The sequence below is a fragment of the Curtobacterium sp. MCBA15_012 genome (assembly GCF_001864935.2).
GTDB lineage: Bacteria > Actinomycetota > Actinomycetes > Actinomycetales > Microbacteriaceae > Curtobacterium.
On the sequence record NZ_CP126267.1, the window covers coordinates 718,571 to 733,335 of the forward strand.

Below are 14,765 nucleotides of genomic sequence, written 5' to 3' on the forward strand. Positions count from 1 at the left end.
ACCCGACCGTACTGTGCCGCGCCTCCCGGCCGTCGCGGCGACCCCACGACCGCGCGAGCCGACCTCCGGATGGTTCATCCGCGGAACGAGTACCCCGTTTTCCTGCTGTACCCCGCTTCGGGGCACGCGAAGCCCGGGAATCCGGGGCTGTCCCCCGGGCCGCATTGGTGCGAACCGTGAATCGGCGGGCCTCGCTGGCGTCGGACGGGGTCGGTCTCGTAGGTTTCAGGTGTCAGCAGATGTACCCCGGATCGCGAAGGAGAGCGACATGAGCACCACCGTCACCACCGACACCCGCGCTGAGGTCACCCTCGACACGGAGACCGTCGACATCATCGCGATCCTCGAGGCAGAAGCCGAGCACGCCGGCCGCGCCTCCCGTGCCAAGACCACGTGGACCCAGGAAGACCAGGGCGAGTGGATCGCCACGTACGGCGGCTACTTCGGCGGCAGCGTCGACAAGCGCGACGGCCGCTACGTCGCCTCCGACACCTTCGGGCTCGTCGTGGGTGAGTTCGCGACCCTCGAAGAGGCCCAGACCAAGCTCGCCGACCAGCTCCACGTGATGCTGCCGGCGGTCATCCGCCCGCTCTGATGCCGAGCGACCATCCCGGTCCGCCACCCGGCGGACGCGACAGGAGCACCCTCATCTCCACCAGCAGTGCCAGCACCACCAGCAGTGCCCGCACCACCCGTACCACCAGCCACACCCCGAACCGCAGGAGCAGCACCATGAGCACGATCGTCGCCGACCGCGAGCAGTCCGCGATGACCGTGGACACGGCGACCATCGAGGTCATCACCGGCATCGCCGCCGGTGTCGTCTCCGCGGACGCTCCGAGCCGCGCGCACGTCGTGTGGTCGGAGGCCGACAGTGGCCTGTGGGCCGCGAACTACGGCGGCTACTACGGGGGAGTGGTGGACCAGCAGGGTGCGCACTTCTTCGTGTCGGACACCTACGGGCAGTACGTCGGCGACTTCCGGTCGCTCGACGAAGCCCAGGACCGTCTGGCCGAGCGGCTCCACGAGCTGCTGCCCGACGTGCGACGCACGCTCGTCTGAACCACTGGACTGCTGACCCGGTGATCAGCTGACGCAACGCCGGAGGGCCGGGGACACGATCACGTGTCCCCGGCCCTCCGGCGTTCTGCGTCCCGTCCGGGTCAGCGTGCCGTCGCGGTGCGGCGGCGGTGTCCCGTCCGGGTCAGGGTGCCGTCGCGGTGCGGCGGCGGTGCAGCAGCACGATGCCGATCCCGATCGCCATGAGCACGAACGAGGCGACCAGGCCCGGCCACAGCACGTCCGAGCCCGTGAAGGCCAGCCGGTCGCCGCTCGGCATGGTGACGACCACGCCGCCGCCCGGTGCCGGGTTCTGCGCGAGGCCCGGGATGGCTGGGAAGGTCACCGCGAGCGTCGCGGTGGCGCGGCTGCCGTCCTGGTCGGCGACCGAGTAGTCGACCGTCGCGGTGCCGACGTACCCGGCGACCGGCGTGAAGGTGACCGTGCCCGTGGGTCGGACCGTGAAGGTGCCCTCGGACGGGACCGTCAGGGTGCCGACGAGCGTGCCGGTGCTCGGGTCGACGAGTCGGACCGACGACGGGTCGAGCGGCGTCGTGCCCGCCTTGTCGTTGCCGAGGACCTCGACGTTGATCCCGGTGCCGGGCTCGCCGGCACGGTGGTCGTCTGCGGCGGTGGGCGGGGTGCCCACCGTGACGGTCATGACCGCGTCGCTGGTGTGGCCGTCGACGTCCTGGATCCGGTAGTTCCCCGACGTCGGACCCGAGAAGCCGGCCGCCGGCGCGAAGGAGACCGCACCGTCGACGGCGTCGACCGACCAGGTACCGACCCGCGGCACCGCGATGCGGGAGACCGAGGCCCGAGAGGCGTCGAGGAGCAGCACGCGGGTGCGCATGATCGGCGTCGCGACGTTGCCCGCGTCGTCGTTGCCGAGGACGGACATCGTCACGGTCGTGCCGCTCGGGGTCGTCGCCCAGTCGTCGTGCGCCGTCGGGCTGACCGACGTGACGGTGACGGCGATGGTCGCCGTGGCCGTCGCCTTCCCGGTGTCGGCGACCCGGTAGGTCACCGGTGTGGTCGTGCCGACGCTGCCCGGTGCGGGGGTGAACGTCACCGAGCCGGTGGACGGGTCGACGACGTACGTGCCCTCCGCGGGGACCGTGAGCGTCCGACCGTCGGCCGACGCGGTGGCGCCGACGGGCTGGCCGGCTGTGGGGAAGACCACGCTGGTCGGGTCGATCGGGGTGCCCTTCGCGACGCCGGGGACGTCGTTGCCGAGGACGTCGATCGACACCGGGGTGTTCTGCTCGGTCGTGGCGGTGTCGTCCTGCGCCGCCGGGCCGACCGGGGTGACCGTCGCGGTGATCGTCGCGGTCGCGGGGTGGCCGTCGACGTCGGCGACCCGGTAGGGCACGGGCGTCGTCGTGCCGCGGAAGGTGGGCTCGGGGGTGAACGTGACCTTCCCGGTCTTCGGGTCGATCACGTAGGTGCCCTCGCCGGGGACGGTCAGCTGCTTGCCGTCCGTGCTGACGCTGCTGGCCCCGGTTCCGGTGCCGGTGCCGGTGCCGGTGCTGGCTCCGGTGCCGGTGCCGGTGCTGGCTCCGGTTCCGGTGGTGCTGCCGGTGAACGTCACCGAGGTCGGGTCGAGCGGGGTCGCCGTGTTGCCCGCGGTGTCGTTGCGGAGGACGTCGACCGTGGTCGAGTCGCCCTGCGCGAGCGTGACGGTGTCGTCCTTCGCAGTCGGTGCGACGGCGGTCACGGTGATCGTCAGCGTGCCGGTGCCGGTCGCGCCGCCGGTGTCACCGACCTGGTAGGTCACGGGCGTCGTGGTGCCGGTGGAGCCCTGCGCCGGGGCGAAGGTGATCTTCCCGGTGGTCGGGTCAGCGGCGTACGTGCCTTGGCCGGGGACCGTCAGCTGGCGGCCGTCGGTGCTCGTGGTGGCACCGGCCGGCTGTCCGGTGCTCGGGAAGGAGACCTTCGTCGGGTCGACGGCACTCCCGCCCTGCACGCCTGGAGCGGCGTCGCGGACGACGTCGACCGTGGTCGGGGTGTTCTGCTGTGTCGTGGCGGTCTCGTTCGTGATCGTGGGGCCGACGGCGTCGACCCGGACGGTGATCGTCGCGGTGGACGTCGCTCCGTCGGCGTCGGCGACCCGGTAGCTGAACGGGGACGCGGTGCCGCGGAAGGACGGGTCCGGGGTGAAGGTGACCGTGCCGGTCGTCCGGTCGATCGCGGACGTGCCCTGGCCGGGGACCGTCACCTGTCGGCCGTCGGTGGAGACCTGCGCGCCCTTCGGCTGGCCGGTCGGGGGGAACACGACGCTCGAGGCGACGGTGCTGCCCTGGTCGTTCGCGAGGACGTCGATCGTCACGGCCGCACCCTGGGTGGTCGTCGCGGAGTCGGGCTGCGCGTTGCCCTTGTACGTCACGGCGATCTGGCCGGACGTCTGGGTGCCGTGGGCGTCGGCGACCGTGTAGGTCACCGGGGTCGGGTTCCCCGTGGCGCCGCTCGCCGGCGTGAACGTGACCGTGCCCGACTGCGGGTCGACGGTCCACGTGCCCTCGCCGGGGACGGTCAGCTGCTTGCCGCCGTTCGACACGGTCGAGCCCGGCGTGTTCGGGGTGAGCGTGACGGTGGTCTTGTCGATGGTGCCGACGGAGCCCTGCAGCGGGTCGACGGTCACCGGCTGGCCGGCGGTGTTGCCCGTCGACGAGGTGTTCGTGACGGTCGGCTTGGGCGGGTTCGAGAACACGCACTGCACGTCGCCGCCGCCCGCGGGGACGGTGAAGGTCGCCGTGGTGCCCGTCCCCTGTGCGACGGTCGCGCCACTGACCAGGTCGGTGCACGTGTACGTCGTGTCGTAGGCGTTCGGGTCGGTCGTGCTGTTCCCCGGGGTCTGGTCGACCGTGTAGGTCTTGCCGGGCAGCAGGATGATCGGGCCGACGGTGACGGTGTCGGTTCCCGGAGTCGTGGTCCCGCTCACCGGCGTCGGGATGCCCCCGCCGCTGATGGTCGTGGTCAGCTCGTCGCTCGGCTTCGCACGGCCCTCGTCGAAGCCGCCCTGCGACTGGCCGGTGGACGGGAGCGCACGCGATCCGAGGTCGTACACGTTCAGCGCCGTGGTGCCGGAGCGGATCGACTTCGCCGGGCTGACGGCGCCGGTGACCGGGTCCACCTGCATGTAGGTGTTCGCGCCGGACCCGCTGATGTAGATGTACCCGTCGTCGCCGAACGCCAACGAGGTGAGGTTGACCGACGTGCCGATCGCCGGTCCGACCGGCGTGGCCTTGGTGCTGTCGGAACCGAGGTCCGCGGCGTTCACGCGGTACACCTGGGCGGACTTCGTGCCGCTCGAGATGAAGTACATGTTGCCCTGGCGGTCGAACGCGAGGTCGCCCGCGCCGCCCGGAGGGGTCGTGGTCGGCTTGACCGACACGGCCTTCGACGCGACGAGGCCGGTCGCCGGGTCGTAGTACAGGAACGTGAAGAGGTTCGTGTTCGTGTCCAGGCCGCCGAAGTAGAACCGGCCGGTCTTGGGGTCGACGCCACCCATCTGGGTCGCGACCGTCGGGGAGCTCGGCCGGGGGATCGTCTTGAACGTCTCGGTGGACGCGGTCCACTGGAAGATGGTCGAGCCGTTCGTGAAGAACACCCGGCCGCCGTCACCGGAGACGCCGAGCTGGTTCAGCCCGGTCACGTTCCCCGGTGAGGTGATGAACGGGGTGGCGGCGCCGGTCGCGCGGTCCACCGAGTAGATGGTCGAGTCGCCGTTCACGGTGGCGTACAGGCCGGACACGGGCAGGTTGGCCATCGCGGAGGCCGTCATCGGGCTCAGGAGCGCTGCGCTCCCGGCGACGAGTGTCGTTGCGATGGTCCCGGCGACCAGCCGGAGGGTTCGGCGGCGCGGTCGGGCGCGGTGCGAGGAGGGCACGGGTGTTCCTTCGTCATGCATGGTCGTGTCGGGTACACGACCGTTCATCACGATAGGGGGACAGGACCGTCCAGCTGGGGCTCAGGAGGGGTGCGAGCTGTCCCCAAAGAGGGGGACCGAGGTGTGCCCAGAGCGGGGGGCCGTCGCGTCCCGTGGGCCGCTGTCCACGGGCTCGATCAGGTGCGGCCCGTCGTTCCGGACGCTGTTCACCGTGCGGGCGACCTCGTACTGCTCCAGGCCCGCGGCGACCTCGAGCGACTCGTGGTCGAGCAGGGCGAGCAGGTCGTCCGGGGCCAGCCCGCCGTCGAGCCAGTCGTCGTAGCCGTCAGGGGTCAGGAACGCCGGCATCCGGTCGTGCACCTCGCCCGGGGCCACGTGCGCGTCGCGGGTGATGATCGCCAGGGACAGCCGCCACTTGTCCGGGTCGTCCTCGGGCTTGGTCGGGTCGGGCCAGGCGCTGACCACCCCGGCCATCGCCAGGGCGCCGCCGGGCTCGTGCACGAAGTGCGGCTCCTTGCCGTCCTCTCGGACCACCCACTCGTAGTAGCCGAGCGCCGGCACGATGCACCGGTTCGTCGCGAACGCCCGCTTGAACATGCCGCTCGTCGCGACGGTCTCGATCCGGGCATTGATCGGCTTCGGTCGCTGCTTCTGGAAGTCCTTCGCCCAGCTCGGCACGAAGCCCCAGCTGATCTGCGGCAGCTCGCGCTCCCCGTGGCGCTGCCGGACGGCGTACACCGGGTCGGTCGGAGCGACGTTCCAGCTCGGCGCGAGGCCGGTGTGCACCTCGCCGGTGGCCTGGTCGACGTGCTCGGTGCGCGCGGCGAGCTCCCCGACGAGCTCGGGCAGCAGATCGGCCGTGGTGTCGGTGACGACGAACCTTCCACACATGCGCCCAGTGTGCCCGCCGCGACCGACACCCGTGCCGGTTCGCCGCGCTGCTGCCGTGCCGTGCAGGACGGCTCCGCTGCTACCGTGCCGTCGTGGTCACGGACGAGACGCGCTGCCCCTGCCTGAGCGGCAACCCCTACGGCGAGTGCTGCGGCCCCCTGCACGCGGGCGCCGTCGCCCCGACGGCCGAGCGGCTCATGCGCTCCCGGTTCAGCGCGTTCGCCCTCGGCCTGTCGGAGTACCTGCTGCTGAGCTGGCACCCGAGCACCCGCCCGGACGAGCTGACGCTCGACCCGGCGCAGCGGTGGACGCGGTTGGACGTCGTCGCCACCCGGTCAGGAGGCCCGTTCGACTCCCGGGGCACGGTCGCGTTCCGCGCGTGGTGGCGTTCCGACGACGAGCGCGGCACGCTCGAGGAGACGAGCGAGTTCGTCCGCGAGCAGGGCCGCTGGTTCTACCTCGACGGCGTCGTCGGCTGACGTCCGGTCGTCCGCAGGCTCAGGCGCCGATCGTCTCCGGCAGCCCGACCGCGACACGCATCGCTCGTCGCACGGCCGCCTCGTCGGGCAGCAGCTGGTCCGGGTCGCCGGTCAGGAAGAACCGGATCTGCCCGATCGCCTGCTCGGTGAGCATGTCGAGACCGCTGAGCACGCGACCGCCCGCGTCGGCCCAGCGCTGCGCGGCCACGGTCGGCCACGGCTCGTAGGCGACGTCGAACAGCACCGCGTCCGGCCCCGCGGGCACCAGCTCGAGGGAGTCCGCCGCACCACCCGGCAGCGTCGACACGACGAACCCGTGCCGGGTGCCCGGCAGGTCGGCGATCGACAGGACGTCGAGTGTCACGCCGAGCCGGACCGCCAGCTCGACCAGGGGCGTGGCCTTGGCGGGGTCGCGCAGGAACAGCCGAACGGCGACCGCGCCGAGCCGGACCGCCGCGGTGAGGGCGCTCGTCGCGGTCGCGCCGCCGCCGAGGATCGTGGCCTCGCCGGGCAGGTGTCCGAGGGCCTCGACCGGTCGGACGATGCCCTCGACGTCTGTGTTCACGCCGGCGAGGACGACCCGGTCGCCCTCCTGACGGAACGCGACCGTGTTCGCGACGCCGAGCTGGTCGACGAGCGCGCTCGCGCGGTCGAGCATCGGGACGACGTCCCGCTTGAGCGGCATCGTCAGGCTGAGCCCGCGCCAGTCCGGACCCAGCCCCGCGACGAACGCGTCGAGCCCGCCGGACGCGACCTCGTGCCTCCCGTACGTGAAGGGGACCCCGAGCACGGCGTAGGCCGCTGCGTGCAGCGTGGGCGAGAGCGAGTGCGCGACGGGGGAGCCGAGGACGGCCAGCCGGGTGCGGTCGGGGTCTGCGTACTCCACGGTCCGGAGCCTATCCGGGTCGACCGGACGACCGGGCCAGCGACGGTTTCTTAGGGTAGCCTCACCTGCGTGACCCGTACCTCCCCCTCGTCGCGCCGCTTCCGGCGCGTGCTCGCCGCAGCCGGCGCCGTCGTCGCCGCGTCCCTCGTCCTCGCCGGCTGCAGCTCCGGCTCGTCGACGGGCTCCGCCTCGGACGACGCCACCGGTTCGTCCGGCGCGTTCCCCGTCTCCATCACGACCGCACTCGGCACGACCGAGATCCCGTCGCAGCCGAAGCGCGTCGTCGCCCTCGGCTGGGGTGACGCCGAGACGGCGCTCGAACTCGGCGTGCAGCCGGTCGGTGCGAGCGACTGGCTCGCGTTCGGCGGCGACGGCGTCGGCCCGTGGCTCGAGGGGAAGTACACGAAGAAGCCGACGATCATCCAGACGCTCGAGCCGAGCTACGAGCAGATCCTCAAGCTCAAGCCGGACCTGATCCTCGACACCAAGAGCTCCGGGGACAAGGACCGCTACAGCAAGCTGTCCGCCATCGCGCCGACGGTCGCGATCCCGAAGGGCGGCGAGAACTACCTGACGACCACCGAGCAGCAGGTCGACCTCGTCGCGAAGGCGCTCGGCAAGGAGTCCCAGGGCAAGCAGCTGCTCGCCGGCCTCGACGACTCGTTCGCGGCAGCGAAGAAGGCCCACCCGGAGTTCCAGGGCAAGACGGCCGTCGTCGGCGCGTACACGTCCGAGGGGTTCAGCGCCTACGCGTCGAACGACTCCCGCTCCACGTTCGTGCGGAACCTCGGCTTCACCATCCCGAAGGCGATCGACCAGCAGGCCGGTGACGCGTTCTCGGTGAAGCTCTCCGAGGAGAACCTCGACCTGCTCGACGCCGACCTGACGATGATCCTGCCGATCTACGTCGACGCGTCGAAGGCCGAGGCGGACCCGCTCTTCCAGAAGGTGCCGTCGGTGCAGGCCGGGCACGACATCGTGGTGAGCGACGCGGACGTCTCGTCGGCGTTCTCGCTCGGCACGACCGCGGCGATCGAGTGGGCGCTCGACCGCCTGCCGGACGAGATGGCGAAGAAGGTCGGCTGAGCCGGTCCGGCCGGGGGGCAGGCCGGGAGCCGGCCGCCCCGGGATTGAGCAGAAGACGTCGGGTCGCAGTGTGCGACTCGACGTCTTCTGCTCCCTGGAGGGGGATCGCCGGGCGTGACCGGCTGCCGGACGGGAGGCGCGGTGCGGGCTGGCACCGCGCCTCCCGTCCGTCCCGGGGGTGCGTCGGACTGGGTGCGGCCGTCTTTGGGGGTCCCGCCGTTCCCGAGGTCCCGCCCTCCCGGGATTGAGCAGAAGACGTCGGGTCGGGGTGTTCGACTCGACGTCTTCTGCTCAATCCACAGGGCCGGGCGGGACCAGGTGGCGGACGGCAGCCCGTGACCGACGCCCGAGCGCGGCGGCCGGGCTAGGACGCGGGGAAGGTGGAGCCGAGGAACGCGAAGAGCAGGGTGATCAGGGGCAGGGCGCCCTGCACGAAGGCCGAGTTGAGGTACCGACGCCCGGTGCCGGCGAGGACGACCGCGGCGCCGAGCATGCTCGCGGTCGAGAACACCACGAGGGTCCACCCGGTGGCGCCGTTGCCCGCGACGACGAGCACGACACCGAGGACCGCGCCGATCGCGAGGAACAGGTTGTAGAAGCCCTGGTTGAAGGCGAGGGCGCGGGTGGCCTGCGCCTCGGTCTCGTTCGCGATGCCGAAGACCCGGCGGACGCGAGGACTGCTCCACGCGACGGACTCGAGGACGAAGACGTACACGTGGACGAGGCCCGCGAGGACCGCACACACGCTCGAGATCACGAGCAGGACCGACATGGCCTCCATCCTCCCACCGCCGGAGGAGTGCTCACGCCGCGGGGCCGGGCGCGGGGGACTGCCGACGGCGGTGGGTCGTCGGGTGCGGGGGCTGCCGACGGCGGTGGGGTCGCCGTTAGGCTCGGAGCATGAGCGCCGACGAGTCCACGCCCGCTGTCGATCCCGCCGCTGCCGAGGAGCTCGCGGGCATCCGCCAGAGCATCGACAACATCGATGCCGCCGTCATCCACATGCTCGCGGAGCGCTTCAAGTACACGCAGCGTGTCGGGTACCTCAAGGCCGAGGCGGGCATGCCGGCGGCGGACCCGGGGCGTGAGCGGGTCCAGGTGGCGCGGTTGCGTCAGCTCGCGGCGGACGCGCACCTCGACCCGGCGTTCGCGGAGAAGTTCCTGAACTTCATCGTCGCCGAGGTCATCCACCACCACGAGCGCATCGCGGGCGGCGCCCAGTGAGCGACGGCCGCGGGGTCGATGCTCCGGTGCCGGTGCCGGTGCCGGTGCCGGTGCCGGTGCCGGGGCTCGACGACCTGCACCTGCTCGTCGGGTCCTACACGGCCACGGGCGGCGGCACCGGGACGGGCATCTCGGTCGTGCACGGCACCGAGGCCGTGACGGCCGCGGTGATGGACGACCCGTCGTTCCTCGCGGTGTCGGAGGACCGGGTGTACGCCGTGGCCGAGACCGCCGACGGCACGGTGTCCGCATTCCGGTACGCCGACGGTGCGCTCGAGCACCGGTGGGACGCCTCGGCGGGTGGGGATGCGCCGTGCCACGTGCGGGTCGACCCGTCCGGAGCGCTCGTCGTCACGAACTACGTGTCCGGGACCGTCACGGCGATCGGTCTCGAGGCGGCGGAGGCGGCTGTGTCCGGTGGCGCGGGCGGGGTCGGCGGAGCCGGCACTGTCGGTGCTGGCGGGGCCGGTGCTGGCGCTGGTGCTGGGATGGCCGGTGGCGTCGGTGCTGGCGCCGCCGCTGCTCCGTCCGCTGCTGTCCACGGCAGCGGGGACCGGGTCGTCGTACCCGAGTCCGCCGTCGTCACCGGGATCCTGCCCGACGTCGAGGGTCCGGTCGAGGACCGCCAGGAGGGGCCGCACGCCCACCAGTCGATCGCGACGCCGGAGAGCACGGTGCTCGTGGCCGACCTCGGCGGCGACGCGCTGCACGAGTTCCGGGTGACCGCGGAGCCGGCGATCGAGCTCGTCCGGGTGCACCACCTCGGACCCGGGGTCGGGCCGCGGCACATGGCGTGGCTGCCCTCCGGTGCCGGTCGCCCTGGTGCTGGTGCTGGTGCTGGTGCTGGTGCTGCTGCTGCCGGTGCGGCCGCTGCTGCCGGTGGCGGTGTCGACCTGATCGTCGCGGGGGAGCTCGACGGTCGCGTGTACCGGTTGCGTCGGGACGAGGGCGGCGCGTTCGTGCCGGTCGCCTCGGTCGCAGCGTTCGAGGGCCCGGTCGGCGACTCACTGCTCAGCCACGTCGAGGTCGACGCGGCCGGTCGGGTCCTGGTGGCCGTCCGCGGTCGGGACCTGCTCGTCGTGCTCGACACCGCCGACGATGGACTTTCGGTCGTCGGGAGTGCCTCGTCGGGTGGGGTCTGGCCGCGACACTTCGCCCAGGTGCCCGGCTACGTGCTCGTGGCCAACCAGATGTCCGACGCGATCGCGGTCCTGCCCGTCGGTGAGGACGGGGTGCCCGGCGAGGCGGTCGCGCAGATCGCCGTCGGCAGCCCCGCGTGCATCGTCCCGATGGGGTCCTGACCGTGTCCGTCGCCGCACCGTACAAGCTCGTGGTCGGCGCTCCGCCGCTCGATGACTACCTGCGCCTGCGTCGGGATTCCGGGCTGTCGCCGAAGCAGCCGGAGCAGGGCGCGGGAGCGATCGCCGGCAGCTGGTCCGCCTGCCACGTGGTGGACGCGGACGGGACGCCGGTGGCGATGGGCCGGACGATCGGCGACGGCGGGTGGTACTTCCACATCGCCGACATCGCGACCGATCCCGCGCACCAGCGGCAGGGCCTCGGGCGGGCGGTCGTCGAGTGGCTCGTGGCCGACGTCCGGGCGCGGGCACCGCAGGGTGCGTACATCACCCTCGTCGGGGATCCACCCGGGCAGCGGCTGTACCGGTCGCTCGGGTTCGAGGACGTCGCGCCGAGCCTCGGGATGGCGCTGCCGCCGGAGTGACCGGCGCGGTGGCGCGGGGTGCGGTGACGCGGGTGGTCAGCCCTCGACGAGGTTGTCGAACGGGCGGCCCTCGGCCAGCGCGGCCACCTGGCGGCGCATCAGCTCGAGGGTCCGCGGCATGCTGAGGTCCGTGTTGCCGCCCACGTGCGGCGTCAGCACCGTGTTCGGCGTCGTCCACAGCGGGTGCCCGGCCGGGAGCGGCTCGGGATCGGTGACGTCGAGCGCCGCCGACAGCCGACCGCTCATGAGTTCCGCGACGAGCGCATCGGTGTCGACGACCCGGCCACGGGCGACGTTCACCACGAGCGCGCCGTCGGGCAGCGCCCCGAGGACGCCCGCGTCGACGAGCCGGTCGGTCTCGTCGGTGAGCGGGGTGATGAGGACGAGCACGTCCGTGTCCCGCGCGATGGCGGGCAGGTCGGTGAACGCGCGGACCTGCCGGCCGTCCTGCTCCCGCGCGGTGCGGGCGACGACGGTGACGGGGCAGCGCATCGCCTCGAACCGGGTCGCGATCGCCGAGCCGATCGCACCGTAGCCGACGACCGTCACGCGGCGGTCGGCGAGGGAACGGGTCTCTCGTGCGTCCCACACCCCGGCCGCACGGTCGGCCTGGAACGCAGCGATCTCCCGGAGGGACGTCAGCGCGAGCCCGACCGCGAGCTCGGCGGTCTCGTCGTCGTGGATGCCGCGGCCGTTCGCCAGGGCGGCGTGACCCGGCACGTGGGGCACCGCGTGCTCGTACCCGGCGCTCGGCAGCTGCAGCAGCCGGAGGTTCGGCAGGTCGTGGACGTACTGCCACCGGTGCCGGCCGGCGAAGTAGAACGGCAGGAGCGTGATCGCGACGTCGTCCGGTCGGTCGTACGGCGACTCGACGTCCCACACGTCGAGTTCGACCCCGTCCGGCACGGGGCCGAACCGGTCGACGAGTTCGGCGAGGGGGAGTGTGACGACGACCGCACGCCCTCCGGCCTGCGTGTCGGGCTGGTCGGAGGGCGTGCGGTCGTCGGTCGTCACGTGCTGGTGCTCCCGTTCGTCGTCGGTGCGCTCGTGCTGTCGGGCGTGGTCGTGCCGCTGGGCGTGGTCGTCAGCCGACGGGTGCGGTCGTCAGCTGACGGGTGCGGACGTCAGCTGTCGGTCCGCGGCGAGAAGGCGCCGTCGGAGTCGAGCGGTCCGCGACCCACGTAGCCCTCGGTGACGTCCTCGGTGATGACGTCGCCGAAGCGTGCGGGGAGCGTCGCGCCGTGCGTCGTACGGAGCTCGTCGAGGGTGACCTCGAACGCGTCCTGCACCTCGAGGGAACCCGAGGCGGCGTCCGTCACGCCGATGCGCAGGACCGGGAAGCCCCGACCGACGCAGAGGCCCTGGAAGCGGACGTCGTCCTCGCGGCGGACCGTCACGATGACCCGGCCCGTCGACTCGGAGAACAGCGCGGTCGCCGTGTCCACGCCGTCGCGCGTCTCGAGCTCGTCGAGGACCACGCGGGCGCCGAGGCCGAACCGCAGCACCGACTCGGCGAGGCTCTGCCCGAGGCCGCCGTCCGCCAGGTCGTGGGCGCTCGTCAGCAGCTGCTCGGACGAGGCCGCGTGCAGGAGGTCGGCCAGCGCCTTCTCGTTCTGCAGGTCGACCGCCGGGGGACGACCGCCGAGGTGCCCGTGCACGGTGCCGGCCCACGCGGAGCCGTCGAGCTCGAGGCTCGTCGTGCCGAGCAGGTAGATGTTGTGGCCGTCGTCCTGCCATCCGGACGGGACGCGCAGGGCGACGTCCTCGATGATCCCGAGCACGCCGACGACGGGCGTCGGGTGGATCGGGGTCGTGCCCGTCTGGTTGTAGAACGACACGTTGCCGCCGGTGACCGGGATGCCGAGCTCCATGCAGCCGTCCGCGAGGCCCTCGACGGCCTCGGAGAACTGCCACATGACCTCGGGGTTCTCAGGGGAGCCGAAGTTCAGGCAGTCGGTGACCGCGGCGGGGACGGCACCGGTGACGGCGACGTTCCGGTAGGCCTCCGCCAGGGCCAGGCGCGCGCCCTGCTTCGGGTCGAGCTGGCAGTACCGGCCGTTGGCGTCGGTCGCGACCGTGACGCCGAGCCCGGTCTCCTCGTCGACGCGGATCATGCCGCCGTCGTCGGGGAAGGACAGCGCGGTGTTGCCGAGCACGTAGGTGTCGTACTGGTTCGTGACCCAGTTCTTCGACGCCAGGTTCGGGGAACCGAGCAGCTGCAGGAACTGCGCCTTGAGCGCGGGGCCGTCGGCCGGGCGGTCGAGCGACGCGGCGGTGTCTGCCTGCAGCGCATCGATCCAGGTCGGGTACGCGACCGGGCGGTCGTACACCGGGCCGTCGACGGCGACCGTGCGCGGGTCGACGTTCACGATCTCCTGGCCCTGCCAGTCGATGACGAGTCGGCCGGTGCCGGTGACCTCGCCCAGGACGCTCGTCTCGACCTCCCACTTGTCGACGACCGCGAGGAACGCGTCGAGCTTGTCGGGACGGACGACGGCCATCATCCGCTCCTGGCTCTCCGACATGAGGATCTCCTCGGCGGTGAGCGTGGGGTCACGGAGCAGGACGTCGTCGAGCGAGATGTGCATGCCGCCGTCGCCGTTGCTCGCGAGCTCCGAGGTCGCGCAGGAGATGCCCGCCGCACCGAGGTCCTGGATGCCCTCGACCAGGTCGTCCTGGAACAGCTCGAGGCAGCACTCGATGAGGACCTTCTCGGCGAAGGGGTCGCCCACCTGGACGGCCGGGCGCTTGGTCGGGCCGCCCTCGGTGAAGGTGTCCGACGCCAGGATCGACGCGCCGCCGATGCCGTCGCCACCGGTGCGGGCACCGAAGAGCACGACCTTGTTGCCGGCGCCGGAGGCGTTCGCGAGGTGCAGGTCCTCGTGGCGGAGCACGCCGACGGCGAGGGCGTTGACGAGCGGGTTGCCCTGGTACACCGGGTCGAAGTAGGTCTCGCCGCCGATGTTCGGCAGGCCGAGGCAGTTGCCGTAGAACGAGATGCCGCCGACGACGCCGTGGACGACGCGCTGTGTGTCGTCGTGGTCGATCGCGCCGAAGCGGAGCTGGTCCATCACGGCGACCGGACGTGCGCCCATCGAGATGATGTCGCGGACGATGCCGCCGACGCCGGTCGCGGCGCCCTGGTACGGCTCGACGTACGAGGGGTGGTTGTGCGACTCGACCTTGAAGGTCACCGCCCAGCCGTTGCCCACGTCGACGACACCGGCGTTCTCGCCCATGCCGACCATGAGGTTCTTCGTCATCTCCGGCGTGACCTTCTTGCCGAACTGCCGGAGGTAGTTCTTGCTCGACTTGTACGAGCAGTGCTCGGACCACATCACCGAGTACATGGCGAGCTCGCCCGAGGTGGGGCGGCGGCCGAGGATCTCGCGGATCTTCGCGTACTCGTCGGCCTTGAGCCCGAGCGCCTCGTACGGCTGTTCCTTGTCGGGCGTCGCGGCGGCGTCCTGGACGGTGTCGGGCTTCGGGCGAACGTGGGTCGTCACGGTGTTGTCGTTCCCTGTCACT

The 14,765-nt window shown here is 72.2% G+C and carries 14 protein-coding genes; 7 read left to right on the top strand and 7 right to left on the bottom strand.

Annotated features, from left to right (window positions below; translation table 11 throughout):
* Positions 1-268: 268 nt before the first annotated feature.
* Complete coding sequence (locus QOL15_RS03330; protein WP_071249524.1) at positions 269-595, top strand: hypothetical protein; 327 nt, start codon at positions 269-271, stop codon at positions 593-595.
* Here QOL15_RS03330 and QOL15_RS03335 read toward each other — a convergent pair.
* Positions 579-734, bottom strand: a complete 156-nt coding sequence (locus QOL15_RS03335) for a hypothetical protein (RefSeq protein ID WP_171898738.1) — start codon at positions 732-734, stop codon at positions 579-581. The two genes, QOL15_RS03330 and QOL15_RS03335, sit on opposite strands and share 17 nt — an antisense overlap.
* Here QOL15_RS03335 and QOL15_RS03340 point away from each other — a divergent pair.
* Complete coding sequence (locus tag QOL15_RS03340) at positions 733-1,062, top strand: hypothetical protein (protein ID WP_071249526.1); 330 nt, start codon at positions 733-735, stop codon at positions 1,060-1,062. The genes QOL15_RS03335 and QOL15_RS03340 overlap by 2 nt on opposite strands.
* Positions 1,063-1,204: 142 nt before the next feature.
* On the opposite strand, the gene QOL15_RS03345 is transcribed toward QOL15_RS03340, so the two are convergent.
* Both QOL15_RS03345 and QOL15_RS03350 read right to left on the bottom strand, forming a co-directional pair.
* Positions 1,205-4,948 carry a tandem-95 repeat protein gene (locus QOL15_RS03345; RefSeq protein ID WP_071248659.1) on the bottom strand — a complete coding sequence of 1,248 codons (3,744 nt, stop codon included), beginning with the start codon at positions 4,946-4,948 and terminating at the stop codon, positions 1,205-1,207.
* 81 nt (positions 4,949-5,029) lie between these two features.
* Positions 5,030-5,839 carry an SOS response-associated peptidase gene (locus QOL15_RS03350; protein WP_071248657.1) on the bottom strand — a complete coding sequence of 270 codons (810 nt, stop codon included), beginning with the start codon at positions 5,837-5,839 and terminating at the stop codon, positions 5,030-5,032.
* Between the two features lie 92 nt (positions 5,840-5,931).
* Between QOL15_RS03350 and QOL15_RS03355 the strand changes: the two genes are divergently transcribed.
* Positions 5,932-6,318, top strand: a complete 387-nt coding sequence (locus QOL15_RS03355; RefSeq protein ID WP_071248655.1) for a YchJ family protein — start codon at positions 5,932-5,934, stop codon at positions 6,316-6,318.
* Between the two features lie 19 nt (positions 6,319-6,337).
* Here QOL15_RS03355 and QOL15_RS03360 read toward each other — a convergent pair whose 3' ends face one another.
* Positions 6,338-7,204: a shikimate dehydrogenase gene (locus tag QOL15_RS03360; RefSeq protein WP_065961373.1), complete on the bottom strand. Its 867-nt coding sequence runs from the start codon at positions 7,202-7,204 to the stop codon at positions 6,338-6,340.
* A gap of 69 nt (positions 7,205-7,273) precedes the next feature.
* Between QOL15_RS03360 and QOL15_RS03365 the strand changes: the two genes are divergently transcribed.
* On the top strand, positions 7,274-8,290 hold the full coding sequence (locus QOL15_RS03365; RefSeq protein ID WP_071248650.1) for an iron-siderophore ABC transporter substrate-binding protein: 1,017 nt from the start codon (positions 7,274-7,276) through the stop codon (positions 8,288-8,290).
* Positions 8,291-8,654: 364 nt separating this feature from the next.
* Here the strand turns inward: QOL15_RS03365 and QOL15_RS03370 are convergent, their stop codons facing one another.
* Complete coding sequence (locus QOL15_RS03370; protein WP_083230137.1) at positions 8,655-9,062, bottom strand: DUF1304 domain-containing protein; 408 nt, start codon at positions 9,060-9,062, stop codon at positions 8,655-8,657.
* A 128-nt stretch (positions 9,063-9,190) separates the two neighbouring features.
* On the opposite strand from QOL15_RS03370, the gene QOL15_RS03375 reads away from it, so the two are divergent.
* The 3 genes from QOL15_RS03375 to QOL15_RS03385 are packed head-to-tail and all read left to right on the top strand — an operon-like array spanning position 9,191 to position 11,237.
* On the top strand, positions 9,191-9,514 hold the full coding sequence (locus QOL15_RS03375) for a chorismate mutase (protein WP_065961377.1): 324 nt from the start codon (positions 9,191-9,193) through the stop codon (positions 9,512-9,514).
* Positions 9,511-10,815 carry a beta-propeller fold lactonase family protein gene (locus QOL15_RS03380; protein WP_083394072.1) on the top strand — a complete coding sequence of 435 codons (1,305 nt, stop codon included), beginning with the start codon at positions 9,511-9,513 and terminating at the stop codon, positions 10,813-10,815. The genes QOL15_RS03375 and QOL15_RS03380 overlap by 4 nt, the downstream gene beginning before the upstream one ends.
* Before the next feature lie 2 nt (positions 10,816-10,817).
* Positions 10,818-11,237 (top strand): GNAT family N-acetyltransferase, encoded by a 420-nt coding sequence (locus QOL15_RS03385; protein WP_071248644.1) that lies wholly within the window; start codon positions 10,818-10,820, stop codon positions 11,235-11,237.
* Positions 11,238-11,273: 36 nt separating this feature from the next.
* On the opposite strand, the gene QOL15_RS03390 is transcribed toward QOL15_RS03385, so the two are convergent.
* A complete protein-coding gene (locus tag QOL15_RS03390; RefSeq protein WP_071248641.1) occupies positions 11,274-12,251 on the bottom strand; it encodes a 2-hydroxyacid dehydrogenase in 978 nt (325 codons plus the stop codon).
* A gap of 110 nt (positions 12,252-12,361) precedes the next feature.
* Entirely contained in the window at positions 12,362-14,743 is a 2,382-nt protein-coding gene (gene purL / locus QOL15_RS03395; RefSeq protein ID WP_254784150.1) for a phosphoribosylformylglycinamidine synthase subunit PurL, read from the bottom strand.
* Positions 14,744-14,765: the final 22 nt, after the last annotated feature.